The 19,980-nt window shown below is 28.6% G+C and carries 18 protein-coding genes; 14 read left to right on the top strand and 4 right to left on the bottom strand.

Going from position 1 to position 19,980, the window contains the following annotated elements:
- Positions 1 to 23 precede the first annotated feature (23 nt).
- On the top strand, positions 24 to 1,451 hold the full coding sequence (locus R3X25_RS14125; RefSeq protein ID WP_317675601.1) for an ATP-dependent RecD-like DNA helicase: 1,428 nt from the start codon (positions 24 to 26) through the stop codon (positions 1,449 to 1,451).
- Here the strand turns inward: R3X25_RS14125 and R3X25_RS14120 are convergent.
- The 3 genes from R3X25_RS14120 to R3X25_RS14110 form a co-directional block, all read right to left on the bottom strand.
- Entirely contained in the window at positions 1,441 to 2,592 is a 1,152-nt protein-coding gene (locus tag R3X25_RS14120; protein ID WP_317675600.1) for a sensor histidine kinase, read from the bottom strand. The two genes, R3X25_RS14125 and R3X25_RS14120, sit on opposite strands and share 11 nt — an antisense overlap.
- Before the next feature lie 26 nt (positions 2,593 to 2,618).
- The gene (locus R3X25_RS14115; protein ID WP_317675599.1) at positions 2,619 to 3,728 is read right to left on the bottom strand and encodes an FIST signal transduction protein; all 1,110 of its coding nucleotides are present in this window, start codon (positions 3,726 to 3,728) and stop codon (positions 2,619 to 2,621) included.
- Between the two features lie 80 nt (positions 3,729 to 3,808).
- Positions 3,809 to 4,129 carry a YbaB/EbfC family nucleoid-associated protein gene (locus tag R3X25_RS14110; RefSeq protein WP_317675598.1) on the bottom strand — a complete coding sequence of 107 codons (321 nt, stop codon included), beginning with the start codon at positions 4,127 to 4,129 and terminating at the stop codon, positions 3,809 to 3,811.
- 146 nt (positions 4,130 to 4,275) lie between these two features.
- On the opposite strand from R3X25_RS14110, the gene R3X25_RS14105 reads away from it, so the two are divergent.
- The 3 genes from R3X25_RS14105 (at position 4,276) to R3X25_RS14095 (ending at position 8,885) form a co-directional block, all read left to right on the top strand.
- Complete coding sequence (locus R3X25_RS14105) at positions 4,276 to 6,375, top strand: S9 family peptidase (RefSeq protein WP_317675597.1); 2,100 nt, start codon at positions 4,276 to 4,278, stop codon at positions 6,373 to 6,375.
- Positions 6,376 to 6,451: 76 nt separating this feature from the next.
- The gene (locus tag R3X25_RS14100) at positions 6,452 to 7,489 is read left to right on the top strand and encodes a cysteine synthase family protein (RefSeq protein ID WP_317675596.1); all 1,038 of its coding nucleotides are present in this window, start codon (positions 6,452 to 6,454) and stop codon (positions 7,487 to 7,489) included.
- A 145-nt stretch (positions 7,490 to 7,634) separates the two neighbouring features.
- On the top strand, positions 7,635 to 8,885 hold the full coding sequence (locus tag R3X25_RS14095; RefSeq protein ID WP_317675595.1) for an aminotransferase class I/II-fold pyridoxal phosphate-dependent enzyme: 1,251 nt from the start codon (positions 7,635 to 7,637) through the stop codon (positions 8,883 to 8,885).
- A gap of 67 nt (positions 8,886 to 8,952) precedes the next feature.
- On the opposite strand, the gene R3X25_RS14090 is transcribed toward R3X25_RS14095, so the two are convergent.
- On the bottom strand, positions 8,953 to 9,639 hold the full coding sequence (locus R3X25_RS14090; protein ID WP_317675594.1) for a Crp/Fnr family transcriptional regulator: 687 nt from the start codon (positions 9,637 to 9,639) through the stop codon (positions 8,953 to 8,955).
- Between the two features lie 110 nt (positions 9,640 to 9,749).
- On the opposite strand from R3X25_RS14090, the gene R3X25_RS14085 reads away from it, so the two are divergent.
- The 10 genes from R3X25_RS14085 (at position 9,750) to ppk2 (R3X25_RS14040) (ending at position 19,969) form a co-directional block, all read left to right on the top strand.
- Positions 9,750 to 12,113, top strand: a complete 2,364-nt coding sequence (locus R3X25_RS14085; RefSeq protein WP_317675593.1) for a heavy metal translocating P-type ATPase — start codon at positions 9,750 to 9,752, stop codon at positions 12,111 to 12,113.
- 114 nt (positions 12,114 to 12,227) lie between these two features.
- Positions 12,228 to 12,422, top strand: coding sequence for a cbb3-type cytochrome oxidase assembly protein CcoS (gene ccoS / locus R3X25_RS14080; RefSeq protein WP_317675592.1), 195 nt, complete (start codon positions 12,228 to 12,230; stop codon positions 12,420 to 12,422).
- 31 nt (positions 12,423 to 12,453) lie between these two features.
- On the top strand, positions 12,454 to 14,625 hold the full coding sequence (ccoN, locus tag R3X25_RS14075) for a cytochrome-c oxidase, cbb3-type subunit I (protein ID WP_317675591.1): 2,172 nt from the start codon (positions 12,454 to 12,456) through the stop codon (positions 14,623 to 14,625).
- 6 nt (positions 14,626 to 14,631) lie between these two features.
- Entirely contained in the window at positions 14,632 to 14,826 is a 195-nt protein-coding gene (locus R3X25_RS14070) for a CcoQ/FixQ family Cbb3-type cytochrome c oxidase assembly chaperone (protein WP_317675590.1), read from the top strand.
- Positions 14,819 to 15,460, top strand: a complete 642-nt coding sequence (locus tag R3X25_RS14065) for a cbb3-type cytochrome c oxidase N-terminal domain-containing protein (RefSeq protein ID WP_317675589.1) — start codon at positions 14,819 to 14,821, stop codon at positions 15,458 to 15,460. Before R3X25_RS14070 ends, R3X25_RS14065 begins: the two co-directional genes overlap by 8 nt.
- A gap of 176 nt (positions 15,461 to 15,636) precedes the next feature.
- Positions 15,637 to 17,046 (top strand): cytochrome c oxidase accessory protein CcoG, encoded by a 1,410-nt coding sequence (ccoG, locus tag R3X25_RS14060; protein ID WP_317675588.1) that lies wholly within the window; start codon positions 15,637 to 15,639, stop codon positions 17,044 to 17,046.
- Between the two features lie 88 nt (positions 17,047 to 17,134).
- Positions 17,135 to 17,587 (top strand): FixH family protein, encoded by a 453-nt coding sequence (locus R3X25_RS14055; protein ID WP_317675587.1) that lies wholly within the window; start codon positions 17,135 to 17,137, stop codon positions 17,585 to 17,587.
- A gap of 3 nt (positions 17,588 to 17,590) precedes the next feature.
- Complete coding sequence (locus tag R3X25_RS14050) at positions 17,591 to 18,313, top strand: sulfite exporter TauE/SafE family protein (protein WP_317675586.1); 723 nt, start codon at positions 17,591 to 17,593, stop codon at positions 18,311 to 18,313.
- Between the two features lie 4 nt (positions 18,314 to 18,317).
- Complete coding sequence (ppk2, locus tag R3X25_RS14045; protein ID WP_317675585.1) at positions 18,318 to 19,178, top strand: polyphosphate kinase 2; 861 nt, start codon at positions 18,318 to 18,320, stop codon at positions 19,176 to 19,178.
- 2 nt (positions 19,179 to 19,180) lie between these two features.
- Entirely contained in the window at positions 19,181 to 19,969 is a 789-nt protein-coding gene (ppk2, locus tag R3X25_RS14040; RefSeq protein ID WP_317675583.1) for a polyphosphate kinase 2, read from the top strand.
- Positions 19,970 to 19,980 lie beyond the last annotated feature (11 nt).

Raw genomic sequence — 19,980 nt, 5'->3', positions numbered from 1 at the left:
TATATTTGACATTTAATTTTGTAATGATAAAAACTCCATCTGAATTTAGAACTCAACTACTCGAAAAATTTCCATTTGAGCCTACTGTTTCTCAAGAAAATTTACTAAATAATTTAGCTGATTTTATTTTTGATAAAAACAACCAATCTTTATTTGTTTTAAAAGGGTATGCTGGAACAGGTAAAACTACTACTATAAGTACTGTGGTAAATAATTTATGGAGAGTAGGTGTTAAGGCAGTTTTGTTAGCACCAACCGGAAGAGCTGCAAAAGTAATTTCAAATTATTCTAAACGTAGTGCTTTTACTATTCATAAAAAAATATACCATCCCAAAAAAAATAGAGGAGGAGGCGTAGATTTTGTTTTGCAAACAAATAAACATACTAATACTATATTTTTTGTTGATGAAGCTTCTATGATTCCCGACGCTCCAAGTAATAGTAAATTGTTTGAAAACGGATCTTTATTGGACGATTTAATGTCTTATGTTTATTCAGGGCACCAGTGTAAGTTAGTTTTTATAGGTGATACAGCGCAATTACCACCTGTAAGGTTAAATATTAGTCCAGCTTTAGATGTTACTAAATTAGAATTAAATTATAATAAAGATGTTACAGAAATAGAATTAAGTGAAGTAATGCGTCAACATCAAGATTCTGGAATATTAACTAACGCAACTCAATTAAGAATGATTTTAGCTAATAACGGCTATTCAGATTTTCAGTTCGAATTAGGGTTTCCAGATTTAATTAGATTGGTAGATGGTTACGATATCCAAGATGCTATTAATACTGCGTACGATAATATAGGAGTAGAAGATACTGCATTTATAGTACGTTCAAATAAAAGAGCCAATCAATACAATCAACAAATACGAAGTAAAATTCGTGGACAAGAAAGTGAAATTTCTACTGGAGATTTTGTAATGGTTGTTAAAAATAATTACCATTGGCTTTCTGATTCGAGTGAGGCAGGTTTTATTGCAAATGGTGATATTTGCGAAATATTAGAAATTTTTAATTTTAAAGAGCTTTATGGATTTAGATTTGCTGAAGTTAAAGTTAGAATGATTGATTATCCTAATCAAAAACCATTTGAAACAGTTTTATTATTAGATACGTTAACGTCTGAAACACCTTCTTTATCTTATGAAGATTCTAATAGATTGTATCAAGAAGTTTTAAAAGATTTTGCTGATGAAAAGGCGAAATACAAGCAGTTATTAGGCGTTAAAAAAAGCAAGTATTTTAATGCTTTACAAGTAAAATTCTCTTACGCAGTTACGTGTCATAAATCACAAGGAGGTCAGTGGAAAACCGTTTTTATTGAACAACCTTACTTACCAGATGGGCAAAATATAGAATATTTACGTTGGCTATATACTGCAATAACTAGAGCTCAAGAAAAAGTTTACCTTATTGGATTTAAAGATGAATTTTTTATTGAATAGTAAAAGGTAAGTTAAAGTAAAATTTAGAACCTATATTTTCGGTGCTTTCAACCCAAATTTCACCACCTAATAATTCAACATACGCTTTACTAATAGATAACCCTAAACCTGTTCCTTGCCTAGCATATTTATTTTCAATATCAGCTTGTATAAATCTATCAAAAACTACTTTCTGGCTTTCTATAGGTATTCCAATTCCAGTGTCTTCAACATAAAATTCAATATAAGAATTATTATTTTGTGTTTTTAAATTGTAGCCTAATTCTATAGTACCATTATCTGTATATTTAATAGCATTTTTTACCAGATTTGTTAAAATAGCGTAGAATTTTTCTAAATCGGTAGCTATATAAGATTTATTAGAATTTAAAGTTTTAGATATAATTAAAGTTAAATTTTTAGCTTTAGCTTCAGGTTTAAAAAAATCGTAAATACTATCTATTTGTTGATTAAAATTTACGTTTGAAATTGATTTTTCTATCAGTTTTGCTTCAATTTTTGAAATATCAATTAAATTGTTAATTAAATTTAACATACGTTCACCGCTTTTTTCAATTACGTGAATGTATTTTTCTTTTTTAGCTTCAGATAAATTTGGGGTTTTTAATAGGTCTGAAAAACCTAAAACACCATTCATAGGAGTTCTAATTTCATGACTAATATTTGCTAGAAATGCAGTTTTTAATCGTTCATTTTTTTCAGCTTCATCTTTAGCTTTTATTAAATTTTTTTCAGCAATTTTTCTTTGTTCAATTTCATATGCAAGTGCTAATTTTTTTCCTAAATGATTTACAATTTGTTTTAGTTCATTAGCAAGTGCGTTGCTAAATTCATTCCTTCTTCCTAAAATTAAAATTCCGTAACTACTTAAATTGTATGCGTAGTAATTAGAATTTTCAAAATAAAATGTAGAAAAAGGTAAATTATTAATAGGGTTTTCAATAAAATAGGCTTTTACTTTTTCCCAACCATTGGATTTTTTTGCAACATACGGAAACAATACAATTTCAGAGTAGTTATGTTTTGTTTTTTTTAATGCTCCTGCAATAAAACAATTTAATTTTCTTAAATATACAGGAAGACTTTCTTTTAATATTTGAGTTTCATTACTCTCGTTGTCTGAACTAAAAATTAGTTCCATTAACATTTCAGTTTGAAGATTTCGTTCTACCATATTGCCATAACAATTGTTTTGTTATAAATTTCTAAAAAAGAATTTCCAGTATTTGCAATTTCGCCAATTCCTAAAATACCAGAGGTTAAACCTTTATTCTCAATAATTTCTAATTCTTTATTAAATTCATTACCCATAAAAAGCGCTCTAGATATACAATCAACACAAAAAACAGTATGTATTGGTTTGTTTTGCCAATTATTAATAGAGTTATCAATAGCAGTAGCGGCGCTTTTTAAAAGTGAGTTTGTGTTTCCATGAAGTACTTCGATGTACTCACCTTGTTTTATAGAAGAAACAAAATGTATGTTGTTATTTACAATTTTAAATGGATCTCTAACTACTTTTTCTGCTTCAATTTTAGATATTCCTAAAGGATAAGATTTTGCTATTTCAAAAAAATTAAAATTGTTAAATGTTTTTTTAGAATGTTTTTCAACAATGTTTTTATAAACTTTAAAAGCAGGTTCCCAATTAATACTTTTCACTTCATTTTTAAATGTTTCTGTAGCTTTTAAAGGTTTTGATATTGGTTTCCAACCATGCGCAACACCTATTGCAACTTCTTTTTTAGCCCAACCAATTACAGCAACATTTTTATGAATGCCAGAATTATTATAAATACATGGAAAAGATTCAAAATTTAATGATCCTGCTCCGGCACCAATATATGTAGGGTTTACACCAAAAAAATTAAAAAGAGATTGAATAAATAAACGTTTACTTTTACCCAAAGCATCAAAAAATACAAATAAAGAGCTAGATGTGTCTGTGGAGTGTTTTTGCACTTCTTCTAATTGCTTAAGTATTGAATCTTGTGAATCAGAAAGTTTTATTATTTGCGTATTTAATTTAAACTCCAATGGAATAATTAAAGTTCCAGTTTTTTTACGTTTACCTTTAAAAATTAGTTCGGGAAAAACTCCTCCAATTATAGGTTTTGAAAATTTTTGAAGTATAGGTTCTAATAAAGTATCCGAAAATTTATCAGTATCAGCCATAAAAAGTAAAACAGATTTAACCGTTTTGTCACGTTCAAATCTATTTAAGCTTTTATGAAGTTTGTCAATGTTGTCTGAGTTTAGTAGGTATAGCTCATCCATATTTTTAATATATTTTATTCTTTAGAAAATTTAGGGTTAAATATTTTTAAAGATAATATTATTTATTTAATACAATTTTTTTACCCAAACATATCCATTCCAGGAATATTAGGCATTCCATTTTTTGCAGCGGCAGCTAATTCAGTTTCACTAATTTCATTTGCTCTAGAAAGCGCTTTATTTAATGCTATAATTAAGTAGTCTTCAATTTCTTCTTTATCAGTAATATTTTCATCAATAGAAATGCTTCTAACTTGTTTATTAGCAGTAACACAAACTTTAACTTGTCCGTTAGCAGAAGTTTCATCAATTAAAATAGTATCTAATCTTTTTTTTGTCTCTTCAATTTTTTGTTGAGCTTCTTTCAATTTGCCCATCATTCCAGATAAATCACCAAACATTTGTATATTTTTTAACTTGTTACGTTGACAAATATAGTATTTTTGAAAAATTATTAATGAAAAAAATTGAGATCATGAAAGTTGCCACTTATATATGCGTTTTAAGTCTTATTTTTGCTACTTCGTGTAAAAAAACCGAATCACAAATGAAAAATAACGCTGCAAAACCACCAATTGCTGAAAAAACACCAAAAAAATTAGAGATACATGGAGATGTTAGAATTGATGATTATTTTTGGATGCGTTTAACGGATGAGCAAAAAAATGCTGAAGTTAAAGATGCTCAAACACAAAAAGTGTACGATTATTTAAATGCTGAAAACAATTATTTTGAGGCAAAAACAAAGCACACTCAAAAATTTCAAGAAAATTTATTTGAAGAATTAAAAGGAAGAATTAAAGAAGATGATGAATCTGTTCCTTATAAAAAGAATAATTATTTTTACATTACTCGTTATGAAAAAGGAAAACAATATCCAATTCATACTAGAAAATTTCAAAGCTTAAACGCTGAAGAAAAAATATTGTTCGATGTAAACGAATTAGCAAAAGGGCACAGTTATTTTAAACTTTCAGGCATTTCTGTAAGTCCAAATAATAAAATTGCGGCATTTGGAATTGATACAATAAGTAGAAGACAATATACACTTCAATTTAAAAATATAGAAACGGGTGAACTTTATCCAGAAAAAATTGAAAACACAACAGGCGGAGCTGCTTGGGCAAATGATAATAAAACAATTTTTTATACTCAAAAAAATCCAACAACGTTACGTTCAGAAAAAATATTTCGCCATGTTTTAGGTACAAACCCTTCTGAAGATGTTGAAGTGTTTCATGAAGATGAAGAAACCTACGGTTGTTATGTTTACAGAACAAAATCTAAAAAGTACATTATAATAGGTTCATCGAGTACTGTTTCAACAGAATATAGATTTATTAGTACTGAAAATCCTACGGAAGATTTTAAAATATTTCAAGAACGTGAACGCGATTTAGAATATAGTATAGCACACTACGGAACAGATTTTTATGTGTTGACTAATAAAGATAATGCTACCAATTTTAAATTAATGAAGGTGAATGAAAACTCAACTTCAAAAGAAAATTGGGTAGATGTAATTCCGCATAGAGAAGATGTTTTAGTAGAAGATATTTCAGTTTTTAAAGATTTTTTAGTGCTTGAAGAACGTATAAATGGTTTGTGTAAAATAAGAATTAAGCGTTGGGATAATACAGAAGACTATTACATGCCTTTTAATGAAGAAGCTTATTCCGCTGGAGTTTATGGAAATCCAGAATTTGACACCAATATTATTAGATACGGTTATAATTCTATGACAACACCTAGTTCTGTTATAGATTACAATGTAGATGATAAAACAAAAGAAATAAAGAAAGAGCAAGAAGTTTTAGGAGGTAAGTTTAATAAAGAAAACTATAAAAGTGAAAGACTTTGGGCAAACGCTACCGATGGTACAAAAATTCCAATTTCATTAGTATATCATAAAAACACTAAATTATCTGAAAGCACACCATTATTATTATATGGTTATGGATCTTATGGTTATACAATAGATGCTGGTTTTAGTTCAACACGTTTAAGTTTATTAGATAGAGGTTTTGTTTTTGCAATTGCGCATGTTAGAGGAAGTGAATATTTAGGAAGAAAATGGTACGAGAACGGAAAATTATTAGATAAAAGAAATACGTTTACCGATTTTATAAACTGTGCTGAATTTTTAATAGATAAAAAGTATACATCAGCAAACCATTTGTATGCAAGTGGAGGATCTGCAGGTGGTTTATTAATGGGAGCTATTATTAATATAAATCCAGAATTGTTTAACGGTGTAATTGCTTCTGTACCTTTTGTTGATGTTGTTACAACTATGTTAGATGAAACAATTCCATTAACAACCGGTGAATATGATGAGTGGGGAAATCCAAACGAAAAGGAATATTACCAGTATATGAAATCTTATTCTCCATATGATAATGTGAAGGCTCAAAGTTATCCAAATTTATTGGTAACAACTGGTTTACACGATTCGCAAGTGCAATATTTTGAACCAGCAAAATGGGTAGCCAAGTTACGAGATTTTAAAACAGATAGTAATTTGTTATTGCTTCATACAAATATGGAAACAGGTCATGGAGGAGCTTCTGGACGTTTTGATGCTTTAAAAGAAATAGCTAGAGACTATACCTTTATACTAGACCTAGAAGGAAAAGTAGAACTTTAAAAATAAATTATTAAATTTGCATGTTATTAAATAATTCAATTTTTGAATTTTTAATATTTGAATTTAAAATTATAAAATGATAGAAAATACAAGTATTTGTAAAAATATTTTAGAACTTGTAGGAAACTCTCCTCTTATACAATTAAATAAAATTACCCAACATATTCCAGGTAGTTTTTATGCTAAATATGAAGCTTACAATCCAGGGCATTCTATGAAAGATAGAATTGCACTTCATATTATAGAAGAAGCAGAGAAACAAGGAATTTTAAAACCAGGAAATACAATTATTGAAACCACTTCAGGTAATACTGGTTTTAGTTTAGCTTTAGTAAGTATAATAAAAGGTTATAAATGTATTTTAGCAGTTAATTCAAAAGCATCTGCAGGGAAAATTAATATGCTAAAAGCAATGGGAGCAAAAGTTTATGTTTGTCCTGCTCATGCCAAAGCAGACGATCCAAGATCGTATTATTCTGTTGCAAAAAGATTGCATGAAGAAACTGCAAATTCAGTATATATTAATCAATACTTTAATCAATTAAATATTGAAGCGCATTACAATACAACAGGACCTGAAATTTGGAAACAAACTAACGGAAAAGTAACTCATATTGTTGCAGCTAGTGGAACTGGAGGAACTATATCTGGAGTTTCAAAATATATAAAAGAACAAAACCCAAATGTTAAAATATTAGGAGTAGATGCTTTTGGTTCTATTTTGAAAAAATTTCATGAAACAGGTGAATTTGATAAAAATGAAATTTACCCTTATAGAATTGAAGGTTTAGGAAAAAATTTGATTCCTACAGCAACTGATTTTAATGTAATTGATGTTTTTGAAAAAGTAACAGATGAAGCAGCTGCACATAAAGCAAGAGAGTTAGCCATAACAGAAGGATTGTTTACAGGTTATACTAGTGGCGCAGTTGTGCAAGCCGCATTACAATATGGTGAAAAAGGCATATTTAATGAAAATTCTAATGTAGTTTTAATTTTACCCGATCACGGTTCTCGATATATGGAGAAAATTTATAGTGATGATTGGATGAAAGAGCAAGGCTTTTTTGATTCTCAAACCAAAGAAAATGAGGTAGTTGAATACATAAAATAGTTTTGTAAAAATATTTTTAAAAAGAGGTTTCATATGAAACCTCTTTTTTTGTTATGTTCATTTGAAAACCCAAAAAAAAAGACGTAATTTGTAGTCTTGTAAAAAAGGATGTAATTAACTTTTTTTTGCACAAACACATATTATAATGAGAGATTTATTTGATAGAATAATTAAAGATAAAGGTCCTTTAGGAAAATGGGCTGAAAAAGCTGAAGGTTACTATGTTTTTCCAAAATTAGAAGGTGAAATTTCTAATAGAATGAAATTTAATGGAAAAGATGTAATTACGTGGAGTATAAATGACTATTTAGGATTAGCGAATCACCCAGATGTTAGAAAAGCAGATGCTGAAGCAGCAGCTGAATATGGTATGGCTTATCCAATGGGAGCTAGAATGATGTCTGGACACACAAAGTATCATGAACAACTTGAAAAAGAATGTGCAGAGTTTGTAAATAAAGAATCTGCATATTTAGTGAATTTTGGATATCAAGGAATGGTATCTGCAATTGATGCTTTAGTTTCTAAAAACGATGTAATTGTATATGATATTGATGCTCATGCTTGTATTATTGACGGTGTACGTTTACATCCAGGTAAACGTTTTACTTTTCAACATAACGATATTGAAAGTTTAGAAAAAATGCTTGGTAGAGCAACTAAAATCGCGAATGAACATGATGGTGGTATTTTAGTTATTTCAGAAGGTGTTTTTGGAATGAGAGGAGAGCAAGGTAAGTTAAAAGAAATTGTTGAACTTAAGAAAAAATATAACTTTAGATTATTAGTTGATGATGCTCATGGCTTTGGAACTTTAGGTGAAAATGGTAGAGGAGCAGGCTTTGAACAAGGTGTTCAAGATGATATTGATGTATATTTTGCAACTTTCGCAAAATCTATGGCAGGTATTGGAGCATTTTTCGCAGCAGATAAAGATATTATTCAATATTTACAATACAATATGCGTTCTCAAATGTTTGCAAAATCTTTACCAATGCCAATGGTAAAAGGTGCTTTGAAACGTTTAGATATGATTAGAACTTCTCCAGAATTGAAAGATAAGCTTTGGGAGAATGTAAATGCACTTCAAAACGGATTAAAAGAAAACGGATTTGATATTGGAAATACAAATACTTGTGTAACACCAGTATTTTTAAAAGGTGATATACCAGAAGCAATGGCAATGGTTAATGATTTACGTGAAAACTATGGGATTTTCTGTTCTATTGTTGTATATCCAGTAATTCCAAAAGGATTAATTATTTTACGATTAATTCCAACGGCAACTCATACTTTAGAAGATGTAAAAGTAACAATTGAATCATTCTCTGCTATTCGAGCTAAATTAGAAGGTGGTATTTATAAAAGAATTGCAGCTGCAATGATGCAACAATAAAAATAAATAAGAATAAAAAAAAGCCTTTGAATTATAATTCAAAGGCTTTTTTTTATAATTAAAACTTTTAATATCCTTCAGAAATATTATTTAAAGCATTTTTATTCGTAATTTTTATTTTTTTCCCAGATAAATCAATTACTTGATCTTTCTTTAAATTAGAAAGTAATCGAATAGCAGATTCAGTAGCTGTTCCAATAGTGTTAGCAATTTCTTCTCTAGTTAATATAACATCTATATAACCTTCTTTATCAGTACCAAAAATATTTTCTAAATGAAGTAAAGTTTCAGCTAATCTATCTTTTACAGGTTTTTGAGCCATTTGAGATATAGATGTGTTAGCTTCGTTTAATTGATGTGAAATATTCTTCATTAAACTTAAAGAAAATTGTGAATTCTGTCTAATCATATCTAAAATATCTCCTTTAGGAATAAAGCATACATGCATATCTTCTAAAGCCGTAACATTTAAACCAACAGGCTCATCACTTAAAATTGATCTATGACCTAATATATCTCCTCCTTTTACAAATTTTATAATTTGCTCCTTACCATTAGTGTTTAATTTTGTTAACTTACACTTTCCATCCTTTATACAGTAAAGCCCATTAATTGTGTGACCTTCTGTCATTAAATTTTCTCCTTTTTTTATAATAAGAGAAGTTTTATGTTCAGAAAAGTTTTCCAATTCATCATGATTAAGTTTATGTAATGAATTAAAACGCTTTATAATACATTGTGTACATTTTGACATATAAAAATTGCTAATTATAGTAATTACACAAATGTACAAAATTTAATGATATTTGTCATATTTATACCGTAATAAATCAATAAATTTGTAAAAAACTAAACACTAATTAATTGAGTAATTGTTATCATTGCGGTGCAGATTGTGGTAAAAAACCAGTAAAATTTAATAATAAGGAATTTTGCTGTAATGGTTGTAAAACTGTATACGAAATTTTAAATGCAAATGAGCTAACTTGTTATTACGATTTAGAGGCTACACCTGGAACTATACCTACAGAAATACAAGGAAAATACAATTATTTAGATAATGAAGAAATAATTGAAAAGTTAGTAGAATTTAATGATGGAGAAACATCTGTAGTAGAACTTTACATTCCTAGTGTACATTGTAGTTCTTGTATTTGGGTTTTAGAAAATTTATCTAAATTAAATGAAGGCGTAACAACTTCATTAGTTAATTTTCCCAAAAAAACTGTAAGAATTACATTTAAAAATGAGATTACAAGTTTAAAGAGTATTGTTGAATTAATGACCTCTATTGGTTACGAACCTTATATAAGTTTAGAAGATGCTGATTCAAAAAAACATAAAGTAGATAAAACACTTATTTATCAAATTTCTATTGCGGCTTTTGCTTTTGGAAATATTATGCTATTATCCTTTCCAGAATATTTTCAGGTAGATGAGTTTTGGTTAGATAAATACAAGTATGTTTTTCGTGGATTAATGTTGGTTATGGCAATACCAGTAGTATTCTATTCTGCAAAAGATTATTTTATTTCAGCTTACAAAGGTTTAAAACATGGTATTTTAAATATTGATGTACCAATTTCTATAGGAATAGCAGTACTATTTATTAGAAGCACAGTTGAAGTACTTTTTGATTTAGGTTCTGGTTTTTTTGATAGCTTATCAGGTTTAGTATTCTTTTTACTTCTTGGTAAATTTTTTCAGCAAAAAACCTATAATTTTTTATCATTTGAGCGCGATTACAAGTCTTACTTTCCAATAGCAGTTACAAAAATATTGAATAATGAAGAAAAAAATATACAAGTAAAAGATATTAAAAAAGGCGATAGGTTGCTAATTAGAAATGAAGAACTAATTCCAGTTGATGGTATTTTAATAAATGGGAATGCCGCATTAGATTATAGTTTTGTTACAGGGGAATCCATTCCTGTTACAAAAAAATCTGGTGATAAATTATTTGCAGGAGGTAAACAAACAGCAGGAGCAATTGAAATGGAAGTTATTAATACTATTTCACAAAGTTATTTAACACAATTATGGAGTAATGATGTTTTTAATAAAAGTGAAGATTTCACCATTAAAAATTTAACAGATACCATTAGTAAATATTTTACAATTGCTATTTTAAGTATTGCGTTAGTTGCAGGTGTTATTTGGTATTTTATAGATTCATCAATGGCTATAAATGTAGTAACAGCTGTTTTAATAATTGCTTGTCCATGCGCTTTAGCCTTATCTAGTCCATTTGCATTTGGAAATATGTTACGAATTTTTGGTTATAAAAAATTCTATTTAAAAAATGCCGAAACTATTGAAAACCTTTCTAAAATAAGTACAATAATATTTGATAAAACAGGAACAATTACAACAAATGATAATTCTAAAATAAATTATGAAGGAGAAATATTAACTTCAGAAGAATTATCACATATAAAAACTGTTTTAAGAGCATCAAACCATCCTTTAAGTAGAAGTTTGTATTGTTTTATTTCAATAGATAGTTTAGAAGAGAAACCAACTAATTTTGAAGAAATATTAGGTAAAGGTATTGTTGCACAAATTAAAGATGCTTCTATTAAATTAGGCTCTGCAAGTTTTTTAAATATTGAAGCTAAAAGTACAAATGAAACAGCTATTCATATTGAAATAGATGCAATATATAAAGGCTCCTTTGTGTTTCATAATAGTTATAGAGAAGGTACAAAAAGGGTTTTTGAAGAATTATCTAAAAAATATAAACTTGTAATTCTATCTGGAGATAATGAAGGAGAAAAAGCATATTTAGAAAAAATATTACCTAAAAACACACAATTTAAATTTAATCAAAAACCTGAAGACAAACTGCAATTTATAAAGGAACTTCAAAAAAATGGAGAACACGTGTTAATGATTGGAGACGGGCTAAATGATGCTGGTGCATTAGCACAAAGCAATGTTGGAATTGCAATATCTGAAGATGTAAATGTTTTTTCACCTGCTTGTGATGCAATTCTAGATGCAAAACTTTTTAACAAGTTACCAACATTTTTTGAGTTATCTAAAAAAACAATAAGTGTAATAAAATATAGTTTTATCTTTTCATTTTTGTACAATATAATAGGACTGTATTTTGCATTAACAGGTCAACTAACACCAGTTGTTGCAGCTATTTTAATGCCTTTAAGTTCTATTAGTATTGTGGTTTTTGTAACTATTCTCACAAATTGGATTTCTAAAAAATTATAAATTCGTTTTATTAGATGAAATAAATGACTATTTTTATATGATAATTGTCATTTTATTTGTCTTATGATAATTATATGTTTGTAAAATTAAATAAAAATTACTCTTAACTAAAAAATGGAAGTTGTCTACATTACAATAGGCGTAAGTATTATTGTAGCCGTATTTTTCTTTATTATTTTTATAAAGTCCGTTAAATCTGGACAATATGAAGACACATATACACCTTCAGTGCGTATGTTGTTTGATGATGAATTAGTTACAGAGCCAAAAAAAGAAACTAAAGAGAACAAGCAAACAGATAATAAATAAAAATTAACAATTAACAATTAATCAAACACGTATGGAAAAAGAACAGTTTTATTATGACAATAAAGTCGTAAAAATGTTTCTTTGGGCTACAATTCTATGGGGAGTTGTAGGTATGTTAGTAGGGCTTATAGTTGCCTTGCTATTTGTTTTCCCAGGATTATTAGAATTTACAGGATCAGAAAATGCAATTTCGTGGTTAAGTTTTGGTCGATTAAGACCTTTACATACCAACGCTGTAATTTTTGCCTTTGTAGGTAATGGAATTTTTTTAGGAGTCTATTATTCTACACAGCGATTGCTAAAAGCAAGAATGTTTAATGATGTATTAAGTAGAATACATTTTTGGGGGTGGCAAGCAATTATTGTTGCGGCAGCTATTACACTACCATTAGGTTTTAATTCATCTAAAGAATATGCAGAATTAGAATGGCCAATAGATATTGCCGTTGTTTTAATTTGGGTTGTTTTTGGAATTAACCTTATTGGAACTATTTTAAAACGAAGACAGAGACATATTTATGTTGCTATTTGGTTTTACATAGCAACACTAGTAACTATTGCTGTTCTTTACATATTTAATAACCTTGAAATGCCAGTAACAGGATTTAAAAGTTATTCTGTTTACGCAGGTGTACAAGATGCATTAGTACAATGGTGGTATGGCCACAATGCAGTAGCATTCTTTTTAACAACACCAATTTTAGGTTTAATGTATTATTTTGTTCCTAAAGTAGCTAATAGACCAGTTTACTCGTATAGACTTTCTATTATACACTTTTGGACATTAATTTTCTTATATATTTGGGCAGGACCACACCATTTATTATATACAGCTTTACCAGGATGGGCACAAAATTTAGGTACTGTGTTTTCTGTAATGTTAATTTTCCCTTCTTGGGGAGGTATGATTAATGGATTGTTAACGCTGCGTGGAGCTTGGGATAAAGTGCGTGAAAATCCAATATTAAAATTCTTTGTAGTTGGTATTACTTGTTATGGTATGTCAACTTTTGAAGGACCAATGTTATCTTTTAAAAACTTAAATGCAATTGGACATTATACCGATTGGATTGTAGGTCACGTGCATATTGGTGCATTAGGTTGGAATGGATTTATGATTGCAGGTATTGTTTATTGGTTAGCTGAAAAGCTATGGAAAACACCATTATATTCTAGAAAATTAGCAAATACACACTTTTGGTTAGGAACATTAGGTATTATGTTTTATGCTATTCCATTATATGTTGCTGGATTTACACAAGCATTTTTATGGAAACAATTTAACCCAGATGGAACACTAATTTATGGTAACTTTCTAGAAACTGTAACTCAAATTATACCAATGTATATGATGCGTGCAGTAGGTGGAACTTTATACGTTACAGGTTTTATTTTATTAGCATATAATGTTATTAAAACAGCAAAAGCAGGTTCTGTTGTTGAAGATGAATTAGCAGAAGCAGCACCATTGAAAAAAATTAGTGGTCAACGTATTGCAGGTGAAGGATGGCACACTTGGTTAGAACGAAGAACAGTTTTGTTTACAATTTTAACAACAATAGCTATATTAATAGGAGGTTTAGTAGAAATTGTACCATTAATAATGGTGAAATCAAATGTAACAACTATTGAAAGTGTGAAACCTTATTCACCTTTAGAATTAGAAGGAAGAGATATTTATATTAGAGAAGGTTGTAATAACTGCCACTCTCAAATGATTCGTCCTTTCCGTTCGGAAGTTGAACGTTATGGAGAGTATTCAAAAGCAGGTGAATTTGTATATGATTTTCCATTCCTATGGGGATCAAGAAGAACAGGACCAGATGTTCATAGAATTGGAGGGAAGTACAACGATAATTGGCATTTTAATCACATGCTAGATCCACGTTCAACTTCACCAGGTTCAATTATGCCTCGTTATTCTTGGTTAATTAAAGATGACTTAAATGCATCAGATTTAGAAAAGAAAATGAAAGGTTTAGTTAAGCTTGGAGTTCCTTATAGTGATGAAGATATCGCTAATGCTAAACAAACGTTGTTAACTCAAGCAAAAGAAATTGAAAATAACTTGCGTCAAGATCCAGAATTTGTTACAAATTATGGAAACAGTAATATTCAAAATAAAGAAATTACTGCAGTAATAGCTTACTTACAACGTCTAGGTACAGATATAAAAGTAAATTCAAGTACAGCATTAAAATAAAAGATTATGCTAAAGTTTATTAAACATAATTTATCAGGTATTGATGGAGTTGAAATATATCCAATTATTTCACTTCTATTATTTTTCACTGTATTTGTATTAATGTTAATTTTTGTATTTAAATTACCAAAAAAAAATATTGATGAAATAAGCCAATTGCCTTTAGATAATACAAACAATAAAGAAATTGACAATGAGTAAAAAATCAGAAAATATATCGGGTTGGAAAAAGTTCATGAAATCCATGACTAAAGCCCACGAGTTAGGAACAGAAGAAGATATCATGTTAGACCATGATTATGATGGAATTAAAGAATTAGATAATGTTTTACCACCATGGTGGTTATATGGTTTCTATATAACTATAATAATTTGTGTATTTTATTATATAGCAGTTTTAGGATTTGGTTGGTGGAATCAATACGATGAATTAACAGCTGAATTAGAAACAGCTAAAATCGAAATACAAGCATATAAAGATGCAAATCCAGAATTGTTTGACGATTCAAATATTGTAGCTTTAACTGATGCTGAAAGTATAGCAAAAGGAAAAGAACTATTTGCTACAAAAACATGTACAGCTTGCCATTTAGCAGATTTAGGTGGTAGTATAGGGCCTAATTTAACTGATAATAAATGGATTTTAGGTGGTGGTGTTAAAAATATATTTAACACCTTAACTAATGGAGGTAGACCTGGTAAAGGTATGATTGCATGGGAAAGTACCATTAGTAGACAAGAAAGAATAGAATTAGCTAGTTATATTATTTCAATGCAAGGATCTACTCCAGCAGCTCCAAAAGCACCTGAAGGTGATATAACTTGGCCAGAATAGTAATTTATAAAAGCACATTTTAGTCTACTAAAACTGTGCTTTAATTTTTTAGTTAGTAGTAATTAGGCTGTTATTTTAATTATTTGTCACTTTTGTATCTTAATAATTATAAGATAAGATTATTTTTGTATGTGGCAAAAAATTAAAGTTTCAGCCTTTTATTTAATATTATAAGAATGCAAAAAAACGAAAAATTTAGAGATTCAATCGGAACCATTGATGAATCAGGTAAACGTAACTTTATTCATCCAAAAAAACCTAAAGGGAAGTTTTACAAGTATAGAACTTATGTAAGTTGGGTATTAATTACATTTCTGTTTGTTGCTCCATTTATTAAAATAAAAGGAAATCAGTTTTTGCTATTTAATGTACTAGAAAGAAAATTCCATATTTTTGGTTTTCCTTTTTGGCCACAAGATTTTCATCTATTGGTTATATCAATACTTTTAAGTGTTGTTTTTGTTATATTGTTTACAGTTGTTTTTGGAAGAATTTTTTGCGGTTGGATGTGTCCACAAACTATTTTTATGGAAATGATTTTTCGTAAAGTAGAATATTTAATAGAAGGAGATAGGTCTAAACAAATAAAATTAGATAAGCAACCTTGGAATGCTGAAAAAATTAGAAAGAAAGTTCTAAAATGGTTTGTATTCTTTTTAATCTCATTTCTTATAGCCAATGTATTTTTAGCATATTTAATAGGAGGTGATGAAGTATTACAATACGCAATTGAAGGACCTATGGCTCATGTTGGTACTCTAATTAAATTATTAATTTTTACAACTGTATTTTATTTTGTTTTTGCTTGGTTTAGAGAACAAGTATGTATTATTGTTTGTCCATATGGAAGGTTACAAGGCGTACTTTTAGATAATAAATCTATTAACGTAGCTTACGATTTTGTTAGAGGAGAAAATGAAGCAGGTAGAAAAAAAATTAAAAAAGATGAAGATAGAGATGCTTTAGGACATGGAGATTGTATAGATTGTAAACAATGTGTGCAAGTTTGTCCAACAGGAATTGATATTAGAAACGGAACTCAATTAGAGTGTATTAATTGTACTGCTTGTATTGATGCTTGTGATGCAATTATGGAGAAAACTGGCTTTGAAAAAGGATTAATTAGATATGCGTCAGAAGATAATATTGAAAAAAAGGAAAAATTTAAATTTACCGCTAGATTAATTGCATATTCTGGAATACTTACAATATTAGCAGTTGTTTTAGTAACAATGTTATTTTTACGTAATGATGTTGAAGCAACTATTTTGCGTTTACCTGGTCAAACATTTCAATCAACACCAACAACAATTAAAAACATTTATACGTTTAAGTTAATAAATAAAACTACTGAAGAAATAAAAAATGTAGAATTAAAATTAACTTCTCATAAAGGTAAAGTTGTACTAGTTGGGGGAGAATTAACAGTACCTAAACAAGGATTAAAAGAAGGGACTATATTTGTTGAGATTGATAGAAAAGACTTAAATTCGTCTAAAGAAGAATTAGAGTTTGGGGTATATTCTGGAGGAAAATTAATTGAAACAACTTCAACAAACTTTATGGGACCATTAAAAATAAAATAAATGAAACAATCAAAATAGCAATTAAGTAGTATAAAATTAATTGTATTGATGTTCCATGTGACCTTTGAAAAACAATAAAAATAAACACATGAAATTTAGAATTAGTTGGCCAATGGGTATAACAATTGCATTAGTTGCATTTGTTATATTTATATTATCTTTTGTATTTAAAGTTACTTTTTTAGATGAATATAACCATCAGTTAGTATCTGAAGATTATTATAAAGATGAATTAAATTATCAACAAGAAATTGATAAATTAAATAATGCTGTAGAGTTAAAACAAAATGTATTAATAGAGAAAACAGTAGAAGGATTATCTATAATTTTTCCTTCAGAATTTAATCCTAAAGAAATTACAGGAAAAATTTATTTTCAAAGACTATCTAATAGTAAAATTGATTTTGAGTTACCAATAAAATTAGAAACAAACACTGTTTTAATTAAAAATCAAGATTTAGTTGAAGGAAAGTGGAATGTTAAAATTGAATGGAAAGCTAAAGAAAAAGAGTATCTATTAAAACAAAAAATTAACTATTAATTTATGCTTTGGACAGCATTAGTTTTGGGTTTGGTTGGAAGCTTTCATTGTTTAGGAATGTGCGGTCCAATCGCATTTGTTTTACCAGTTGACAGAAGCTCAAAATTTAGATTATTCTATCAAACATTTCTATATCATTTAGGTAGAATAATAAGTTACTCACTAATTGGAGTTCTATTTGGGTTTATTGGTAAAGGCTTGTATTTGGCTGGTTTTCAGCAACGTTTATCTGTTTTAATGGGTGTAATAATGATATTAGCCATTGTTTTACCAGTTTCGTTGTTAGGTAAATTTAATATAACAAAACCTATTTATGGGGTTATAGGTAAAGTAAAACAAAAGCTAGGACTCTATTTAAATAAAAAATCAAATAAAGCACTTTTTTTAATTGGATTTTTTAATGGATTTTTACCTTGCGGATTAGTGTATATGGCATTAATTGGAGCAATTTCTACAGGTAATTATTATACAGGAGCTTTATACATGGCCGTTTTTGGAATTGGAACAATTCCCTTAATGACAACGGCTATATTATTAGGAAATTTCGTAAATTTATCTTTAAGGAATAAAATACAAAAGGCTATACCAGTTTTTGTAGTTATTATTGGTTTATTATTTATATTGCGTGGATTAGGATTAGGAATACCTTATATTTCTCCTTCTGATGCAAAATTACAAATATCCAATAATCCGGCAGACTGTGTGCCTATTGAACAAAAAGACTAAATTTATGGGAAATGAAACTCCAAAACTTACTCGAGAAGATTTTTTAACATCTTCAACAAATAAAGGGTTAAGAAATATAATTGAACAAAAACAGATTTCATTAGATAAAGTAAATAGTAGACTTTTTTATGAAGAAGAATTAAGAAAACTTCAAATAGAGTTAGTAAAACTTCAACAATGGATTTCAAAAAATAAAAAAACTGTTGCTGTTATTTTTGAAGGAAGAGATGCAGCCGGAAAAGGAGGTAATATTAGAAGGTTTACAGAACATTTAAATCCAAGATCAATGCGCGTAGTAGCTTTAAATAAGCCTACAGAAGTGGAAAGAGGTCAGTGGTATTTTAGACGTTATATTAAACAATTACCTAATCCAGGAGAAATAGTATTTTTTGATAGAAGTTGGTATAATAGAGCTGTAGTTGAGCCTGTTATGGGGTTTTGTGATGAACATCAATATCATAATTTTATGGTTCAAGTCCCAGAATTTGAACACATGTTATACGAAGATGGTCTAATTTTAATTAAGTTTTGGTTTTCTATTTCAAAAGATGAGCAGTTGTCACGTTTTAATTCACGTATAGCTACTCCTTTAAAACGTTGGAAATTTAGTCCAGTTGATAGAAAAGGTCAAGAGTTATGGGATAGATATACGTATTATAAAGAGCAAATGTTTAGTAAAACTCATACAAGTTATAGCCCTTGGATTACCGTAAAAGCAAATGATAAAAAGGTAGCAAGGTTAGAATGTATTCGTTATGTATTATCACAATTTGAATATGATGGTAAACAGGAGGCACTAACAACAATTGCACCTGATCCAAATATAATTATGCGATATTTTCGTTCATCAAATCAAATAGATTAATTATGAGAGAAATTGAATTATCAGATGACGATGTTCAAATATTGAACACAAATAAAGGATTAAGAGCATTACTTTCTCGTAAACCATATAATATAGAGAAAGCGATTAGATATGTTAATTACGAAAAAAAACTGAAGAAATTACAGGTAGAGTTAATTCGTATGCAGCATTGGGCAATTGATGAAAATGAACGAATTATAGTATTATTTGAAGGTAGAGATGCAGCAGGTAAAGGTGGAGCAATACGTAGAATAACTGAAAGAATGAATCCTAGACATTTACGCATTGTAGCATTACCTCAACCAACTGAAGATGAGAGAAGCCAATGGTATTTTCAACGCTATGTTATGCAATTTCCAAAAGCGGGTGAGATAGTTTTTTTTGATAGAAGTTGGTACAATAGAGCTGTGGTTGAACCAGTAAATGGTTTTTGTACTAAAGAACAGCACGAAACGTTTATGAATCAAGTAAATGATTTTGAACGAATGATTGTTGAATCGGGTATTAGACTTGTAAAAATGTATATGTCTATTTCTAAACGAGAACAAGCAAAGCGTTTTGAAGAAATTAAAAATAATCCATTAAAGCAATGGAAAATGACTCCTGTAGATGAAAAGGCTCAAGAACTTTGGGATGTTTATACAGAATACAAAAATAAAATGTTTGAAGTAACAAAACATGGTAAAGTAAAATGGAAAATTATTAAAGCTAATAGAAAAACTTCTGCCAGAGTAAATGTTATTAATCATGTTTTAAAAAGTATTCCTTACGATAAAAATAAAGAGATATAAAAAAAAGCCTC

This window comes from Lutibacter sp. TH_r2, assembly GCF_033101135.1.
Classification (GTDB): Bacteria; Bacteroidota; Bacteroidia; order Flavobacteriales; family Flavobacteriaceae; genus Lutibacter.
The sequence above is the reverse complement of the archived record's forward strand: the minus strand, read 5'-3'. Positions and strand labels throughout refer to the sequence as shown.